At 68.2% G+C, this 15,330-nt stretch carries 17 protein-coding genes; 12 read left to right on the top strand and 5 right to left on the bottom strand.

Going from position 1 to position 15,330, the window contains the following annotated elements; all coding sequences use genetic code 11:
• Positions 1-103: 103 nt before the first annotated feature.
• Positions 104-1,504, top strand: coding sequence for a CCA tRNA nucleotidyltransferase (locus ABGB14_RS31735; protein ID WP_347647711.1), 1,401 nt, complete (start codon positions 104-106; stop codon positions 1,502-1,504).
• On the opposite strand, the gene ABGB14_RS31740 is transcribed toward ABGB14_RS31735, so the two are convergent.
• A complete protein-coding gene (locus tag ABGB14_RS31740; RefSeq protein ID WP_347647518.1) occupies positions 1,484-2,770 on the bottom strand; it encodes an MFS transporter in 1,287 nt (428 codons plus the stop codon). The genes ABGB14_RS31735 and ABGB14_RS31740 overlap by 21 nt on opposite strands.
• Before the next feature lie 104 nt (positions 2,771-2,874).
• Between ABGB14_RS31740 and idi the strand changes: the two genes are divergently transcribed.
• Positions 2,875-3,459 carry an isopentenyl-diphosphate Delta-isomerase gene (idi, locus tag ABGB14_RS31745; RefSeq protein WP_347647519.1) on the top strand — a complete coding sequence of 195 codons (585 nt, stop codon included), beginning with the start codon at positions 2,875-2,877 and terminating at the stop codon, positions 3,457-3,459.
• 116 nt (positions 3,460-3,575) lie between these two features.
• Here the strand turns inward: idi and ABGB14_RS31750 are convergent, their stop codons facing one another.
• Positions 3,576-4,655: an inositol-3-phosphate synthase gene (locus ABGB14_RS31750; protein WP_347647520.1), complete on the bottom strand. Its 1,080-nt coding sequence runs from the start codon at positions 4,653-4,655 to the stop codon at positions 3,576-3,578.
• A 13-nt stretch (positions 4,656-4,668) separates the two neighbouring features.
• On the bottom strand, positions 4,669-5,253 hold the full coding sequence (locus ABGB14_RS31755; RefSeq protein WP_132512827.1) for a PadR family transcriptional regulator: 585 nt from the start codon (positions 5,251-5,253) through the stop codon (positions 4,669-4,671).
• Positions 5,254-5,387: 134 nt separating this feature from the next.
• Here ABGB14_RS31755 and ABGB14_RS31760 point away from each other — a divergent pair, with 134 nt between their 5' ends.
• From ABGB14_RS31760 to ABGB14_RS31775, 4 genes are all read left to right on the top strand, one after another.
• Positions 5,388-5,774, top strand: coding sequence for a DUF5318 family protein (locus ABGB14_RS31760; RefSeq protein WP_132597080.1), 387 nt, complete (start codon positions 5,388-5,390; stop codon positions 5,772-5,774).
• A 232-nt stretch (positions 5,775-6,006) separates the two neighbouring features.
• Positions 6,007-8,463: a transglycosylase domain-containing protein gene (locus ABGB14_RS31765; protein WP_347647521.1), complete on the top strand. Its 2,457-nt coding sequence runs from the start codon at positions 6,007-6,009 to the stop codon at positions 8,461-8,463.
• On the top strand, positions 8,460-9,782 hold the full coding sequence (locus tag ABGB14_RS31770; protein WP_347647522.1) for a glycosyltransferase 87 family protein: 1,323 nt from the start codon (positions 8,460-8,462) through the stop codon (positions 9,780-9,782). The genes ABGB14_RS31765 and ABGB14_RS31770 overlap by 4 nt, the downstream gene beginning before the upstream one ends.
• The gene (locus ABGB14_RS31775) at positions 9,779-10,843 is read left to right on the top strand and encodes a mannosyltransferase family protein (RefSeq protein WP_347647523.1); all 1,065 of its coding nucleotides are present in this window, start codon (positions 9,779-9,781) and stop codon (positions 10,841-10,843) included. Before ABGB14_RS31770 ends, ABGB14_RS31775 begins: the two co-directional genes overlap by 4 nt.
• Before the next feature lie 63 nt (positions 10,844-10,906).
• Here ABGB14_RS31775 and ABGB14_RS31780 read toward each other — a convergent pair whose 3' ends face one another.
• On the bottom strand, positions 10,907-11,650 hold the full coding sequence (locus ABGB14_RS31780) for a deoxyribonuclease IV (protein ID WP_347647524.1): 744 nt from the start codon (positions 11,648-11,650) through the stop codon (positions 10,907-10,909).
• Between the two features lie 72 nt (positions 11,651-11,722).
• Between ABGB14_RS31780 and ABGB14_RS31785 the strand changes: the two genes are divergently transcribed.
• On the top strand, positions 11,723-11,902 hold the full coding sequence (locus tag ABGB14_RS31785; protein WP_132597084.1) for a hypothetical protein: 180 nt from the start codon (positions 11,723-11,725) through the stop codon (positions 11,900-11,902).
• Between the two features lie 58 nt (positions 11,903-11,960).
• On the opposite strand, the gene ABGB14_RS31790 is transcribed toward ABGB14_RS31785, so the two are convergent.
• Positions 11,961-12,278 carry a hypothetical protein gene (locus tag ABGB14_RS31790; protein WP_347647525.1) on the bottom strand — a complete coding sequence of 106 codons (318 nt, stop codon included), beginning with the start codon at positions 12,276-12,278 and terminating at the stop codon, positions 11,961-11,963.
• Positions 12,279-12,469: 191 nt separating this feature from the next.
• On the opposite strand from ABGB14_RS31790, the gene rpsF reads away from it, so the two are divergent.
• The 5 genes from rpsF (at position 12,470) to ABGB14_RS31815 (ending at position 15,328) form a co-directional block, all read left to right on the top strand.
• Positions 12,470-12,760, top strand: a complete 291-nt coding sequence (gene rpsF, locus ABGB14_RS31795) for a 30S ribosomal protein S6 (RefSeq protein WP_026214314.1) — start codon at positions 12,470-12,472, stop codon at positions 12,758-12,760.
• Between the two features lie 89 nt (positions 12,761-12,849).
• The gene (locus ABGB14_RS31800; protein ID WP_347647526.1) at positions 12,850-13,395 is read left to right on the top strand and encodes a single-stranded DNA-binding protein; all 546 of its coding nucleotides are present in this window, start codon (positions 12,850-12,852) and stop codon (positions 13,393-13,395) included.
• Between the two features lie 71 nt (positions 13,396-13,466).
• Positions 13,467-13,703: a 30S ribosomal protein S18 gene (gene rpsR, locus ABGB14_RS31805; protein ID WP_020543048.1), complete on the top strand. Its 237-nt coding sequence runs from the start codon at positions 13,467-13,469 to the stop codon at positions 13,701-13,703.
• Between the two features lie 14 nt (positions 13,704-13,717).
• Positions 13,718-14,164: a 50S ribosomal protein L9 gene (gene rplI / locus ABGB14_RS31810; RefSeq protein ID WP_347622957.1), complete on the top strand. Its 447-nt coding sequence runs from the start codon at positions 13,718-13,720 to the stop codon at positions 14,162-14,164.
• Between the two features lie 318 nt (positions 14,165-14,482).
• A complete protein-coding gene (locus ABGB14_RS31815; protein ID WP_347647527.1) occupies positions 14,483-15,328 on the top strand; it encodes an ABC transporter substrate-binding protein in 846 nt (281 codons plus the stop codon).
• Positions 15,329-15,330: the final 2 nt, after the last annotated feature.

Consider the following 15,330-nt stretch of genomic DNA (forward strand, 5'->3'; position numbering starts at 1 on the left):
ATGACCGAAGGTAACCCGGACCTGGTGTGGCTCGGGGGATATGTTCCGGAAGGACCCACTGAGTTTGTCCGACTCAACTCTGACCGAAAGCCAGCGGCAGGCCATGCACGGCCTGTTCCGCAAGATCGCGCCGGCGGCCGACGAGCTCGGCCGCCTGTTCGCCGCGCACGGCCACGAGCTCGCTCTGGTCGGCGGGCCCGTACGTGATCTCCTCCTCGGCCGCATCGGCAACGACCTCGACCTGACGACCGACGCCCACCCCGAGCGGGTGCTGGAGCTCGTCAAACCCTGGGCCGACTCCGTGTGGACGATCGGCATCGACTTCGGCACCGTCGGCCTGCGCAAGGGCGCCTCGCTCATCGAGGTCACGACCTACCGCAGCGAGTCGTACGACCCGAAGTCGCGCAAACCCGAGGTCATGTACGGCGAGACGCTGGAGGCCGACCTGGAGCGGCGCGACTTCGCGGTCAACGCGATGGCGGTGCGGCTGCCCGGGCACGAGTTCGCCGACCCGTACGGCGGGCTGCGCGACCTGCGCGCCAAGGTGCTGCGCACGCCGGGGCCTCCCGAGCGGTCCTTCGGCGACGACCCGCTGCGCATGTTGCGGGCGGCCAGGTTCGCCTCGCAGCTCGGGTTCGAGGTGGACGACGAGGCCCTCGCGGCGATGTCCTCGATGGCCGAGCGCATCCAGATCGTCTCGGCCGAGCGCATCCGCGACGAGCTCGACAAGCTCCTCTGCGGCGCCCACCCGCGCGAAGGGCTGGGGCTGCTGGTCCAGACGGGGCTGGCGGCCTACGTGCTGCCCGAGCTGCCCAAGCTGCGCCTCGAGATCGACGAGCACCACCGGCACAAGGACGTCTACGAGCACACGCTGACGGTGCTCGACCAGGCCATCGCGCAGGAGGAGGACGGCAAGCCCGACCGGATCCTGCGCTGGGCGGCGCTCATGCACGACGTCGGCAAGCCGAAGACGCGCCGCCACGAGCCGGGCGGGCGGGTGTCGTTCCACCACCACGAGGTGGTCGGGGCCCAGATGACGAAGAAGCGGATGACCGAGCTGAAGTTCCCGAAGGACGTCGTGTCCGACGTCTCCCGGCTGGTCGAGCTGCACCTGCGCTTCCACGGCTACGGCACGGGCGAGTGGACCGACAGCGCCGTGCGGCGCTACGTGCGCGACGCCGGCCACCTGCTCGACCGGCTGCACAAGCTGACCAGGGCCGACTGCACGACCCGCAACAAGCGCAAGGCCGCGGCGCTGTCGCGGACGTACGACCACCTCGAGGAGCGCATCTCCAGGCTCGCCGAGGAGGAGGAACTGGCCAAGATCCGGCCCGAGCTCGACGGTAACGAGATCCAGCGCGTGCTCGGGGTGGGGCCGGGGCCGGTCGTGGGGCGGGCGTACAAGTTCCTGCTCGACCTCAGGCTCGACAAGGGCATGATCGGCAAGGAGGCGGCCACCGAGGCGCTGCTGGAGTGGGCCAGGTCAAACGACCTCGGCACGTGACGTGGTGGTGATCATCCGGTAGGCGAGCGCCGCCGCGGGATAGCCGACCGAGATGATCAGCACGGCGGCGTACGACTTGCCGTCGGGAGGCAGGATCACCGCCGACAGGGCGGCGGCGAGCACGTACATGCCGTTGAAGAGCATGTCGTAGATGGAGAACGCGCGGCCTCGGTAGATGTCCTCGACGTCGCGCTGGACCGTCGTGTCGGCGCAGATCTTGACGCTCTGCCCGGCCAGGCCCAGCACGAACCCGGCCACCGGCAGCCCCCACTCCTGGAACGGCAGGACGAGCACCGCCGTCAGCACCCCGGCTCCGGCCATCGCGATCTGCACCCACCGCTCGATCCCGAACCACTCGGTCGCGTACGGGGTGACGATCACGGCCAGGGCGGTGCCGAGTCCGGCGCCGACCACGACCAGGCTGACCCCGCGCAGCGCGGTCTCGGCGTCGCCGTCGGCGAAGTAGTAGCGGTAGAGGATGATGCCGAGCGCGGTGGACATGCCGAACAGGAACCGGTGCGTGGCCATCGCGCCGAGCGTCGCGGCGGCCACCCGGTGCCGCAGCAGGTGCTTGGCGCCGTCGGCCAGGCCGGTGACGACGTTGCGCAGCTCCTGGCGCGCCTGCGGCCGGTCGGGGTCGGGCCACGGGCCGAGGAGCTGACGCTCCATCGTCCGCGCCACCAGCGCGCTCAGCGTGAACACCACGCCGGACGTGGCCAGCAGCAGCGCCACCCCGAAGTCGCCGCCGCCGAAGATCTCCCGCAGCAGGAATCCGACGCCCGCGCCGATGAACGTGGCCACCGTCCCCGAGGTGGGGGTGACCGCGTTGGCCGCGATCAGCCGCTCAGAGGGGACGACGTGCGGCAGCGAGGCGCCGAGCGCGGCCAGGAAGAACCGGTTGACGCCGAGCACCAGCAGCGCCGCGCCGTAGAAGAGCGGATCCGGCACGTCGGCGGCGATCAGCCCGGCGGCCACGAGCAGCAGCAGACCGCGTACGAAGGGCGCGACGACCAGGATCTGCCGCCGCGACCAGCGGTCGATGAACACGCCGACGAAGGGCCCGAGCACGCTGTACGGCAGCAGCAGCACGGCCAGCCCGGCGGCCACCTCGAGCGCGGTCGTCTGGTTCTCGGGGCTGAAGAAGGCGAAACCGGTCACGCCGAACTGGAAGATCCCGTCGGAGAACTGGGAGACCAGCCGGGTCCCGAACAGGCGCCGGAAGTCCCGGCCTCGTAGGACCACGCGGAGATCGGCGACGAACGACACTCCGTCAGCCTAGCCCCGTGCCCCCCGCCCGGGACGCGCGGATGCCGGTCCGGCAGGTGGTCCCGGGTTCCGCACGGCACACATGATCACGTACGCTTCATAGCGTGACGACTGAGGAACACGTTGTGCTGGTCGATCGCAGTGGCCACGCGCTCGGCACCGCGCCGAAGACGTCGGTGCACTCCCGCGACACCCCCCTCCATCTGGCCTTCTCCAGCTACGTCTTCGATCGGGAAGGCCGCGTCCTGCTCAGCAGAAGGGCCGACCACAAGATCACCTGGCCGGGCGTCTGGACCAACAGCTGCTGCGGCCACCCGCTGCCGGGCGAGCCGCTGGATCGCGCGGTCATGCGCCGGCTCTCCTACGAGCTGGGGCTGAAGGCCGAGCGCGCCGACCTGATGTTGCCCGGCTTCGCCTACCGCGCCGTCATGGCCAACGGCATCGTCGAGCACGAGCTGTGCCCGGTTTTCCGGGTCACGGTCGACGCTCCCGCCGTGCCCAACCCCGACGAGGTGGGGGAGGTGTCGTGGATGCCGTGGAAGGAGTTCACAGAGGGCGTGCTGAACGGCCTGCTGGCGATCTCGCCGTGGTGCAGGGAGCAGGTGCCGCAGCTGGCGGAGCTCGGCTCCGACCCGCTCACCTGGCGGCCGGCCGCCGCCGGCGAGCTGCCTCCGGCCGCCCGCCTCTGAGCCCGCCTCTGTGCCTGCCTCTGTGCCTGCTCTCTGGGCCCGCTCTCTGGGCTGCCTGAGATGCGGAAGGCGCCGCGCCCGCTCGGGGGTGCGGCGCCCTGGGGGCGGTCAGGGGGTCAGCGTTCGACCTCTCCGCGGATGAATTTCTCGACGTAGTCGCGGGCCTGGTCGTCGGAGTACTGCTCGGGTGGTGACTTCATGAAGTAGGAGGACGCTGACAGGATGGGGCCGGCGATGCCGCGGTCGAGGGCGATCTTGGCGGCGCGGACGGCGTCGATGATGATGCCGGCGGAGTTGGGGGAGTCCCAGACTTCGAGTTTGTATTCGAGGTTGAGGGGGGTGTCGCCGAAGGAGCGGCCTTCGAGGCGGACGTAGGCCCATTTGCGGTCGTCGAGCCAGGGGACGTGGTCGGAGGGGCCGATGTGGACGTCGCTTTTGCCCATTTCGCGGGGGATTTGGGAGGTGACTGACTGGGTTTTGGAGATCTTCTTGGACTGCAGGCGCTTGCGCTCCAGCATGTTCATGAAGTCCATGTTGCCGCCGAAGTTGAGCTGGTAGGTGCGTAGGAGTTCGACTCCGCGGTCTTCGAAGAGTTTGGCCATGACGCGGTGGGTGATGGTGGCGCCGACCTGGGATTTGATGTCGTCGCCGATGATGGGGAGGCCGGCTTCGGTGAACTTGGCGGCCCAGGCGGGGTCGGAGGCGATGAAGACGGGCAGGGCGTTGACGAAGGCGACGCCGGCGTCGATGGCGCATTGGGCGTAGAAGCGGTCGGCGTCTTCTGAGCCGACGGGTAGGTAGGAGACCAGGACGTCGACCTGGTTGTCGCGGAGCACGTGGACCACGTCGACGGGGCTTTCGTCGGATTCTTCGATGATGTCCTGGTAGAACTCGCCGAGGCCGTCGTGGGTGTGGCCGCGTTGGACGGTCACTCCGGTGGGTGGCACGTCGGTGATTTTGATCGTGTTGTTCTCGCTGGCGACGATCGCCTCGGACAGGTCGCGGCCGACCTTCTTGGCGTCGACGTCGAAGGCCGCGACGAACTCGATGTCGCCGACGTGGTAATCGCCGAACTTCACGTGCATCAGGCCCGGGACCCGTACGTCCGGGTCGGCGTCCTTGTAATAGTGAACGCCCTGGACCAGCGACGACGCGCAGTTGCCGACACCGACAATGGCCACGCGAACCGAACCCATCGCACTCGCTCCCTTACTCATCAGTTGACGTGGTGTCTCTTCCGGGCTCTTCCGAGGCCCGGCGCTCCGTTGCGATCAGCTCGTTGAGCCAGCGAACCTCGCGCTCGACCGACTCGAGCCCGTGACGTTGCAGCTCGAGCGTGTAGCTGTCGAGGCGTTCCCTGGTGCGCGCCAGCGCCGTGCGCACCGCGTCGAGCCGCTCCTCCAGCCGGCTGCGGCGGCCTTCGAGAATGCGCAGACGGACTTCGGCCTCGGTGTGCCGGAAGAAAGCGAAGTGCACACCGAAGCTCTCGTCCTCCCATGCGGAAGGACCTGCCTGGGTGAGCATGTCCTGCAGGCGTTCCTTGCCCTCGGCGGTCAGTTTGTAGACGATTTTCGACCGGCCGCCGACGATCGTGGCGGGAGCGGGCTGCTCCTCCGCGATGAGGCCCTGAGCCAGAAGTGATCGCAAACAGGGGTACAGCGACCCGTAGGAGAACGCACGGAACATCCCCAGCAGGGCATTGAGCCGTTTGCGCAGCTCGTAGCCGTGTAGCGGCGTTTCGTGCAGCGACCCGAGCACGGCCAGTTCCAAGACTCTGCCCTGTCCGCTGGCCATGGGAACCGCCCCCCTCTCGTGTCGATGTATCGAGCCGATACATCTTGAGGATACGTCGTGGCGCTATATCGCCGCAATCTATGAATCCGCGGAGTCGTTGGGATGGACCCGCAAAACGCCGTAGTCTGGCGCTCATGTGGTCACAGCGAAGGGTGGTGGATTACGGTCTCGCGAAGAGAGCGGCAGTCCGCTCCCTGCGTTCCGGGCGAGCCTCGCGCGGTGACGTCTGTGACGCACAGCCCTACCTCCTTCGCGCGGCACGCCACTTCGGCGAGCCGACCGAACGACTCTGCCCGGTCTGCGAAAGGGAGAACGTCACTAATGTGACTTATGTCTACGGTGAGTGCCTCGGGCGCCATGCCGGCCAGGCAAAAGTCACATCAGAGCTCATCGCCATGGCTCATGATTACGATGAGTTCCGGGTGTACGTTGTCGAGGTCTGCCAAGGTTGTTCCTGGAACCACTTGACGGTTTCGTACGTACTCGGGAACGGACCGCCTGACCTCGTCGGCCAAGCGTGAAGACCGAGGGCGGCGAGGAGCCTCACGCCCTACCGCCGTTTCAGTTCCGACGACGTTGCGAGGACGTGTGAGTAACAGCATGAATGAGGGGACGGCACGCCAAGGAAGGCGCCGTCGCTCCAACTCATCCCGTTCTGTGCCCCAAGGTTCCTCTCGCCAAACCGGCGGACCCGGCTGGGGCGAGGAGCCGGAGGCCCGACGTCCTGAGGCGGCGTACGAGCAGACCGGCGCCATGGCCGCACAGCCGTACGACGAGCCTCCTCGACGCGGCGACCCGGCGGGCGAGCGCGGCGACCAGCCGCCGCCGCGCTCCCGCTCGCGCGAGGAGTCGCGCACGCTCGGTAACCAGGAGACGATGGTCAGCGACGCGCCGCGGCGCCGCAGAAGGGGGCAGGGCGGACCGCCCGAGCCTCCGGGACCGCCCGTCAAGAAGGGCGGCGGCGGCCGGGGCGGCTGGCGCAGGTTCGTGCCGAGCTGGAAAATCGTCGTGGCCGGCGTCGTGGTGCTCGCGGCCGGCATGTTCGGCATGGTCATGGTGGCGTACGCCAACACCCCGGTGCCGACGACCGTGCAGGCGGAGGCGACCGCGCAGCAGAGCACCATCTACTACAACGACGGCAAGACCGAGATCGCCAGGCTGGGCATGCCGCGCGAGAGCGTCGAGATCAACGAGATGGCCGACAGCGTCAAGGACGCCGCGATCGCCATCGAGAACGACACGTTCTACGAGGACTCCGGCATCTCCTTCTCCGGCATGGCGCGCTCCGTGTGGATGACCGCGACCGGTCAGCAGTTGCAGGGCGCCTCGACCATCACCCAGCAGATGGCCCGCGGTTACTACGACGGCCTCAGCCAGGAAGTGTCCATCGAACGAAAGATCAAGGAGATCTTCGTCGCGGTCAAGCTCGACGACACGCTGACCAAGGACGAGATCCTGCGCAACTACCTCAACACCGTCAACTTCGGCCGCGCGTACGGCGTCCAGGCCGCCGCGCGGGCCTACTTCGGCAAGAGGATGACCGCCGCGAAGCTGTCCCCCGAGCAGGGCGCCTACCTCGCCGCGCGGATCCAGCAGCCGGCCTGGGAACCCGACTCCCCGGCGCTGAAATACCGCTTCAACCAGACCATCAAGAGGATGGCCGAGCTCTGGCCCGAGAAATACGGCCAGCTCCCGCAGACCGCTAAGTTCCCCAAGACGAGGAAGAGCACCAGCAGCAACTCCCTGGGCGGTGACAGGGGCTACATGGTGCGGCAGGTGCTGAACGAGCTGGAATCGCGCGGCCTGACCCGCGACGAGGTCGAGAGCGGCGGCTTCAAGATCACCTCGACCTTCGACAGGAAACTGATGAAGGCCGCCCGGCAGGCCATGAAGACCACGATGCAGGGCATGTCGAAGGAGTTCCACGGCGGCCTGGCCGCGGTCAACCCGAAGAACGGCCGCGTCATCGCCTTCTACGGCGGCGACAACTACGTCAACGACCCGTGGAACGAAGCCTTCGAGTCGAAGAAGCAGGCCGCGTCGGCGTTCAAGCCGTACGTGCTGGCCGCCTGGCTGCAGGCCGGCTACTCGCTCAGCAGCTACGTGCCGGGCAACGAGACCGTGCCGAAGGAGCTGCCGGGGCAGCAGAAGGGCGGCATCACCAACAGCCACAACGTCGGCAGGGCCGTCGACGTGGTCAAGGCGACCGCCCAGTCGGTCAACACCGCCTTCGTCTCCATGGCGTACGCGCTGCCCAACCAGCTCGACGACGTGAAGAACCTCGTCGTGGCGGCCGGGTTCAACGAGAAGGCCATGACAGCCGACATCGAGGAGCACCACTACCAGTTCGCCATCGGCAGCGCCCCGGTGACGCCGGTCGAGCAGGCCGCCGGCTACTCCATCTTCGCCAACGCCGGGAAATACACCCGCTACCACGTCGTGCAGAAGGTCGAGCAGAACGGCCAGGTCGCCTACCCCGAGCAGCAGCTCACCAAGTCGGTCATCGACCCCGGAGTGGCCGCCGACTCCACCGTCGCCATGGCGGCGGTGCTGCGCAACGGCACCGCGGCGGGCAAGGGCCTGGGCAACAGGCCGGCCGCCGGCAAGACCGGCACCAACAACGACGAGAACGGCGCCTGGTTCGTCGGCTACACGCCGCAGATCTCCACCGCCGTCGGGTTCTACCGCGAGGAGTGCAGGACGAAGAGCGGCAAGGTCGTCCCGCCGCTGCACTCCAACTGCCCCATCACGCCCAAGGGCAAGGCAAGCAAGAAGTACGACGTCAACAACCCGTACACCAGACCGTACGAAGTGTCCCTGGGCTTCGAGGGCGCGGGCCCGCCCACGATCGCCTGGCAGCGGTTCATGCTGGCCGCGCACGAGGGCAAGCCGGTCGAGGAGTTCCCCGAGAAGGCCGAGATCGGCACGCCGGAGAACATCGTGCCGAGCCCGACGCCCACGCCGACGAAGACGCCGGAGAACCCGTTCGACGACGGCGAGAACCCCTTCGACGACGAGACCGGCGACGATCCCGACTGCCTCATCGGCTGCGACGGCGACACCGGCGACGAGCCCACCATCGACGATCCGCCGCCGGCCGACGACGGGTTCCCCGAGATCGACGACCCGAACGTCGCGGGCGGTGACAACGGGCCCGACAGGAGAGCCGCGGGCCCGGGGCCGGCCAACGGCAGGCTCGAGGGCCAGTGACGAGCACGGAGGTGCGCGCGCCGCTGGTGGCGCGAGCCATCCCGTACCTTCCCCTGGGGCTGTTCGCGGCCCTGGGGGCGTCTCTCGCGTACATCGTCCGGCTGCCGTGCCGCACCGGCGGCTGGAACGACCAGATCTCGACGTACACCAACTTCTGCTACACCGACATCTACCCGCTCTACTTCGACAGGCAGCTGGCCACCCAGAACCCCTACTTCGCCGATGTGCCGTTCGACAAGCAGGTCGAATACCCGGTGGTGCTGGGTGAGGTCATGCAGGCGTTCAGCTGGATCGTCCGGTGGCTGGAGCCCGACCAGGTGGCCCAGGCGGTCAGGTTCTACGACCTGACGGTCATCCTGCTCGGCGTCTCCCTCGTGGCCGGCGTGCTGCTGATGGCCGCGGTGGCCGGACCCACACGGCGGTGGGACCCGCTCTGGTACGCCGTCGCGCCCGCCGTGGTGCTGGCCGCGTACATCAACTGGGATCTCATCGCGGGCGCGTTGTCCATGGGCATGCTGCTGGCCTGGGCACGCAAACGTCAGGTGCTGGCCGGGGTGCTGCTCGGGCTGGCGATCGCCACGAAGTTCTATCCGCTGATGTTCGTGGGCGCGTTGTTCCTGCTCACCTGGCGGACGGGGCGATGGCGGCCGTTCCTGGTCACCATGGGCTCGACCGCCGCCGCGTGGCTGGTGGTCAACCTGCCCTTCATGGTCCTCGCATGGGACGGCTGGCGCCGGTTCTACGTCTTCTCCCAGGAACGCGGCGTCGACTGGGGCTCGCCGTGGTTGTTCTTCCAGAACAAGGGCTGGCCGGTCCTCGGCGAGGCCGACGTCAGCACGCTCGGCATGGCGTCACTGGCCGTCCTGTGCCTCGGCATCGCCGTGCTCACGCTGGCCGCGCCGCGCCGGCCGAGGCTGGCGCAGATCTGCTTCCTGGCGCTGGCCGCGTTCATGATGACGAACAAGGTGTGGTCGCCGCAGTTCGTGCTCTGGCTGGTGCCGTTCGCCGTGCTGGCCAGGCCCAACTGGAAGCCGCTGGCGTTGTGGCAGCTCGCCGAGGTGTGGTATTTCGTCGCCATCTGGCTCTACCTGCTCGCGCAGCCGCCGCTCAGCAGGGACGACCTGGGCATCGGCGACGACACCTACTTCACCGCCGTCTGGGGGCGGGTCATCACGATCGGCATCATGATGGCGTTGGTGGTGCGCGACATCCTGCGCCCCGACAAGGACGTGGTGCGGCAGGCCGGGCTCGACGACCAGGCGGGCGGCGTGTTCGCCGACGCGCGTGACCGCTTCACCCTGGCGTCCATCACCCGATGATCACACGCTCGTCCGGCCGGGACGCGCTGCTGCTGTGGTGCGGCTCGCGGGCGGGGCTGCTGCTGGCGACCGTGCTCGGTGTGACGCTGGGCGAATATCTGGACAGGTGGCGCAAGTGGGATGCCACGCTGTTCATCACGATCGCCCAGTACGGCTACGACGGCGAGCCGGGCAGGCCGGTGGACGAAGGGCTGCCCGCGTTCTTCCCCGGGCTGCCCGCGGCGCTGCGCATGGTCTACCTGGTCGTCCCCGACTGGGCGGCGGCCGGGCTGCTGGTCTCGCTGGCCGCCGGGGCGGTCGCCATGATGGCGCTGGCCCGGCTGACCGAGTTCGAGGGCGCCTCCGGCTGGATGGCGGTGCTGGCGCTGCTGCTCTTCCCGATGGCGGTGTTCCTGGCCGCGGGCTACAGCGAGTCGCTCTTCCTGGCCTTCGCCGTCCCCGCGTGGCTGGCCGCCAGGCAGGGACGCTGGCCCGCGGCGGCGCTGCTGGCCGCGGGCGCCTCATGCGTGCGGATCACCGGGTTGTTCCTGGCGGTCGCTCTCATCGTGGAGTTCGTCACGAAGAAGGAGGCGCCGCGCCGGGCCGGATGGCTGGCGGTGCCCTTCGTCCCGCTGGTGGCGTACTCGTCCTACCACTACAGCAGGACGGGTGACTGGCTGGCCTGGAAGCACGCGCAGGAGGCCGGGTGGGGGCGTGACTTCGTGTGGCCGTGGGAGGCGTGGCGGACGACCTGGCACTCCGCCATGGGCGCCGACGACTTCGCGGTGGCCTTCAGGATGGAGATCGTGGGGGCCGTGGTGGCGGTCGCGGCGCTGGTCTGGCTGCTCGTGTTGCGCCGGTGGAGCGAGTTGGTCTACACGGGGGCGCAGGCGGCGGCGCTGATGACGTCGGCGTACTACCTGTCGATCCCGCGCTCGCTGCTGCTGTGGTTTCCCGTGTGGGTGCTGGTCGCCAAGGTGATGACCAGGAAGGCGTGGGTGCTGGCCCTCTATGCCCTGATCTCGGGGCCGCTCATGCTGGTCAACGCCGCCCGGTTCCTCGATGGCGCGTGGGCAGGCTGATCTTTCTACCCCCTTTCTTTCCTCGGTAATCCAGGGAAGTTATCCACAGGCTGTGTGTTTTCCCTAGAGGTTCTTCCTCAGGAAGGCGATGTCGTCGGCCTGGCCCTCGGCCGGCGTCTCCACCACGACGGGCGCCGCGGCCGCCCGGCAGACCGCCAGGATCAACTCGGGGTCGATCTTCCCCTTGCCCAGGTTGGCGTGGCGGTCGGCGCCGGAGTCGAAGGCGTCGCGGGAGTCGTTGCAGTGGACCAGGTCGATCCGGCCGGTGATGGCCTTGACCCGGTCGACCAGGTCGACCAGCTCTTCGCCGCCCGCGTGGGCGTGGCAGGTGTCGAGGCAGAAACCCACGTCGAACCCGTCGAGCGCGTCCCACAGGCGGGCGATGCGCTCCAGCTTGCGCGCCATCGCGTTGCCGCCGCCCGCGGTGTTCTCGATCAGCACGGGGATGGGGCACTCCATGCGCTCGAACACCTTGCGCCAGTTGTCGAACCCGGTCTGGGGATCGTCGTCCTTGCCGACGTGGCCGCCGTGCACGATGAGGCCCTTGGCGCCGATCTCCGCGGCCGCCGTGAGGTGCTGCTGCAGCAGCTTGCGGCTCGGGATCCTGATGCGGTTGTTGGTGGTGGCGACGTTGACGAGGTAGGGGGCGTGGATGTAGATGTCAACGCCCTCGACCGGTTTGGCGGGCAGCACGGGCTTCTTGTAGCCCTGGGGGTCGCCGAGGAAGAACTGCACCACCTCGGCCCCCACCTCCTCGGCGTGAGCGGCGGGGTCGTCCTGGTCGACGTGAGCTCCGATGCGCACCATGTCACCGAGCTTATCCGTTTGACCAGGGCGCGCCGGGGCAGTCGCCTGGTACCCCCGATCCGAGGAGAAACCATGAGCCGCTGGCGCTTACGAGCGCTGATCATCTTGATCTACGTGGTCATCGGCATCTACGTCGCATGGGTCTACGACTACATCACCCCAGGACTCCTCAAGGATCTCGCAGAGGCGCTGCTCTCCGTCTTCCTCTGGTTCCTGGTGCTGCTCGGAATAGACCTGCACATCAGCGGATAAGTCCGCATCAATGACGGCCCCGATCGGGGACGCCGGGACCGTTGACCTGGCGAAGGGCTCACGGATAGGGAAGGAAGCCGCCGTGGGCGATGCCGAGCGCGGCGCCCACGAACGCCCCCACGAGCCCGACGACGTTCAGCGTGCGCTGCGGCGTGGTCGCCGAGATGTACTGAGAGTAGAGACCGACGCCGAACCCCAGCGTGCCGAACCAGGACGCGATCATGTGCGCGGAAGCCCAGAACGTCGCCACGAACGCCACCACGCCGCAGACCAGTGTGACGACGGCCAGCGTGTTCTCCAGCGGGTGCGCACGTCCGTCGCTGTTGAGCCTGAGACGGAACCGCTCCTGTTCGGAGGGCTGAAGCACGTGTGGCACAACCACCACCCCCTCGGTTTCCTAAAGGCTTTCCCACCTTGTCGAGGCTGGTAACCTTGGGCACGCTGCGTTGTGATGGATGACCCATCACCCCCGGGCGCCGAAAGGGGCGCCAGGGCTCAGACGTCAGCGTCCTCCTGTCACGGCAGAGTGTCGTGACCGCAAGAGTCCAGAGGAGGTTGGAGTCCCGCATGCGTCGTTACGAAGTAATGGTCATTCTGGACCCTTCGCTCGATGAGCGCACCGTCGCGCCGTCCCTCGACCAGTTCCTCACCGTGGTCCGCAACGACGGCGGCACCGTGGAGAAGGTCGACGTCTGGGGCCGTCGCCGTCTCGCCTACGACATCGACAAGAAGTCCGAAGGCATCTACGCCGTCATCGACCTGTCCGCGGAGCCCGCGACGGTCAAGGAGCTCGACCGGCAGATGAACCTCAACGAGGGCATCCTCCGCACCAAGGTCCTGCGTCCCGACGTGCACTGAGCAAGCTCGTTGCCCGGCATTCTGTCGGGCCGGGACCGTAGTCTGAGCCGAAACCCAAGCGAAGGCGTGCAGGAAGGCGAGCGCTAGCCATGGCAGCAGGCGACACCGTAATCACCCTTGTCGGCAACCTTGTCGACGACCCGGAGCTGCGCTTCACCCCGACGGGGCAAGCGGTGGCTCGATTCCGCATCGCATCCACTCCGCGGTTCATGGATCGCCAGACCAACGAGTGGAAAGACGGCGAGAGCCTCTTCCTGACCTGCAACGTGTGGCGGCAGGCGGCGGAGAACGCCGCCGAGAGCCTCCAGCGCGGCATGCGGGTCATCGTGCAGGGGAGGCTCAAGCAGCGGTCCTACGAGACCAAGGAAGGCGAGAAGCGCACGGTCTACGAGGTCGAGGTCGACGAGGTCGGCCCGTCTCTGCGTAACGCCACCGCCAAGGTCAACCGCACCTCCCGCCAGGGTGGCGGCGGCGGCTTCGGCGGCCCGGCCGACGACCCCTGGGCCTCCGCGACGCCCGCCCCGCCCCAGGGCGGTGGCGGTGGCGGTGGCGGCTTCGGCGGTGGAGGCGGCGGCCAGCAGGGCGGCGGTTTCGGCGGCGGCGGCAACGACTTCAGCGACGAACCGCCCTTCTAACACCCAAGATCCGCGCGAGCGGATGACTGTCCATTCCCGCCCTGGTGCGGGGCTCTGAGAGGAGCACCACGATGGCCAAGCCGGCACTGCGCAAGCCCAAGAAGAAGGTTTGCCTGTTCTGCCATGACAAGATCTCCTACGTCGACTACAAGGACACGGCGCTGCTGCGGAAGTTCATCTCCGACCGCGGCAAGATCCGTGCCCGCCGGGTGACGGGCAACTGCACCCAGCACCAGCGCGACGTGGCGACCGCGATCAAGAACGCCCGTGAGGTGGCCCTGCTGCCTTACACGAGCACGGCGCGCTAAGGAGGCATGTCGACATGAAGCTCATCCTCACCAACGAGGTCTCCGGCCTCGGCACCCCTGGCGACGTCGTCGAGGTGAAGGACGGCTACGGCCGTAACTACCTCATCCCGCGCGGCTACGCCATGCGCTGGACGCGCGGCGCCGAGAAGCAGATCGAGACCATCAGGAAGGCCCGCGACGCTCGCGAGATCCGCGACCTCGGCACCGCCAAGGAGGTCGCCGGCCAGCTCGGCGCCCTGCGCGTGCGCCTGGCCACCCGCGCCGGCGAGTCCGGCCGCCTGTTCGGCTCGATCACGACGGGCGACATCGCCGAGGCCGTCAAGGCCGCCGGCGGCCCGATCGTCGACCGCCGCCGCATCGAGATCGTCAACGCGATCAAGAGCGTCGGCTCGCACAAGGTCACCGTCAAGCTGCACCCCGAGGTGTCCGCCTCGATCGACGTCGAGGTCGTCGCAGGCTGACCTGCGCGAAGGCCCCCGCTCCATGCGGGGGCCTTTTCGTTTCACGGCGAGCCCGTGCGGGTGTGCCGTATCCATCCGTCACGCCCGCCGCACAGAGTGCTGCCTTCCTCCCCTTACGCGCTGCCGTGGCCCGCCACCCGCCGCACTTCGGCTGGGGGCCCTCCAGGAAACGGCCTCTGACCCGTCACCGGCTGAGCGCCGTGACGCGAGCCCACGTTGCCCGATTGCCGTGGTGAAAGGGCACCCGTGAACGAAATACCCTACTCGGGCAGCGTAGAATGCCGTCGTTCTCTCGCACGTCCCCCTGGAGGCTCGGCCATGGCCCGTCCCCTCATGCTGCTCGCACTCGCGGTGGCGGTCGTTGGTTGCGCACCCGTTGACGACACGGCGGCCGCCCCGACCGCGTCCACCGCGTGTGCCAAGGAGCAACTCCAGCTCGTCACCCCCGGCAAGCTGACCGTCGGCACCGACAAGCCGGCCTACGAGCCGTGGTTCAAGGACGACGACCCGAGCAACGGGCAGGGTTTCGAGAGCGCGGTGGCGTTCGCCGTGGCGGGTGAGCTCGGTTTCGACCGCACCGAGGTGCAGTGGAGCACGGTCAAGTTCGACTCGGCGTACGCGCCGGGCAAGAAGCAGTTCGACTTCGACATCAACCAGGTGTCCATCACGCCTGACCGGGCCAAGGCGGTCGACTTCAGCAAGGGCTACTACACGGTCAAGCAGGCCGTCGTGGCGGTCGACGGGGGCAAGGTGGCCGGGGCGAAGAGCCTGGCCGAGCTGAAGGACGCGAAGATCGGCGTACAGGTGGGGACGACCTCGCTCGACGCGGTGAGGAGCGTCATCCAGCCCGGCAAGGACCCCAACGTCTACAACGAGCAGGTGGACGCCGTGAACGCGCTGAAGAACGAGCAGGTCGACGCGATCGTCGTCGATCTGCCGACGGCGTTCTACGTGACGGCCGCGCAGGTGGACAACGCCAAGATCGTGGGCCAGTTCAGCTCGACGGGCGGCACGCCGGAGGAGTTCGGGCTGGTCATGGAGAAGGGCAGCGCGCTCAAGTCCTGCGTCGACAAGGCGGTGGACGCGCTGAAGTCGAAGGGCGAGCTGGCCAGGATCGAGCAGCAGTGGCTCGGCTCGGCGGCGGGCGCGCCCGAGCTGAAGTGATC

Source organism: Nonomuraea sp. B10E15, assembly GCF_039871615.1.
Lineage (GTDB): Bacteria > Actinomycetota > Actinomycetes > Streptosporangiales > Streptosporangiaceae > Nonomuraea.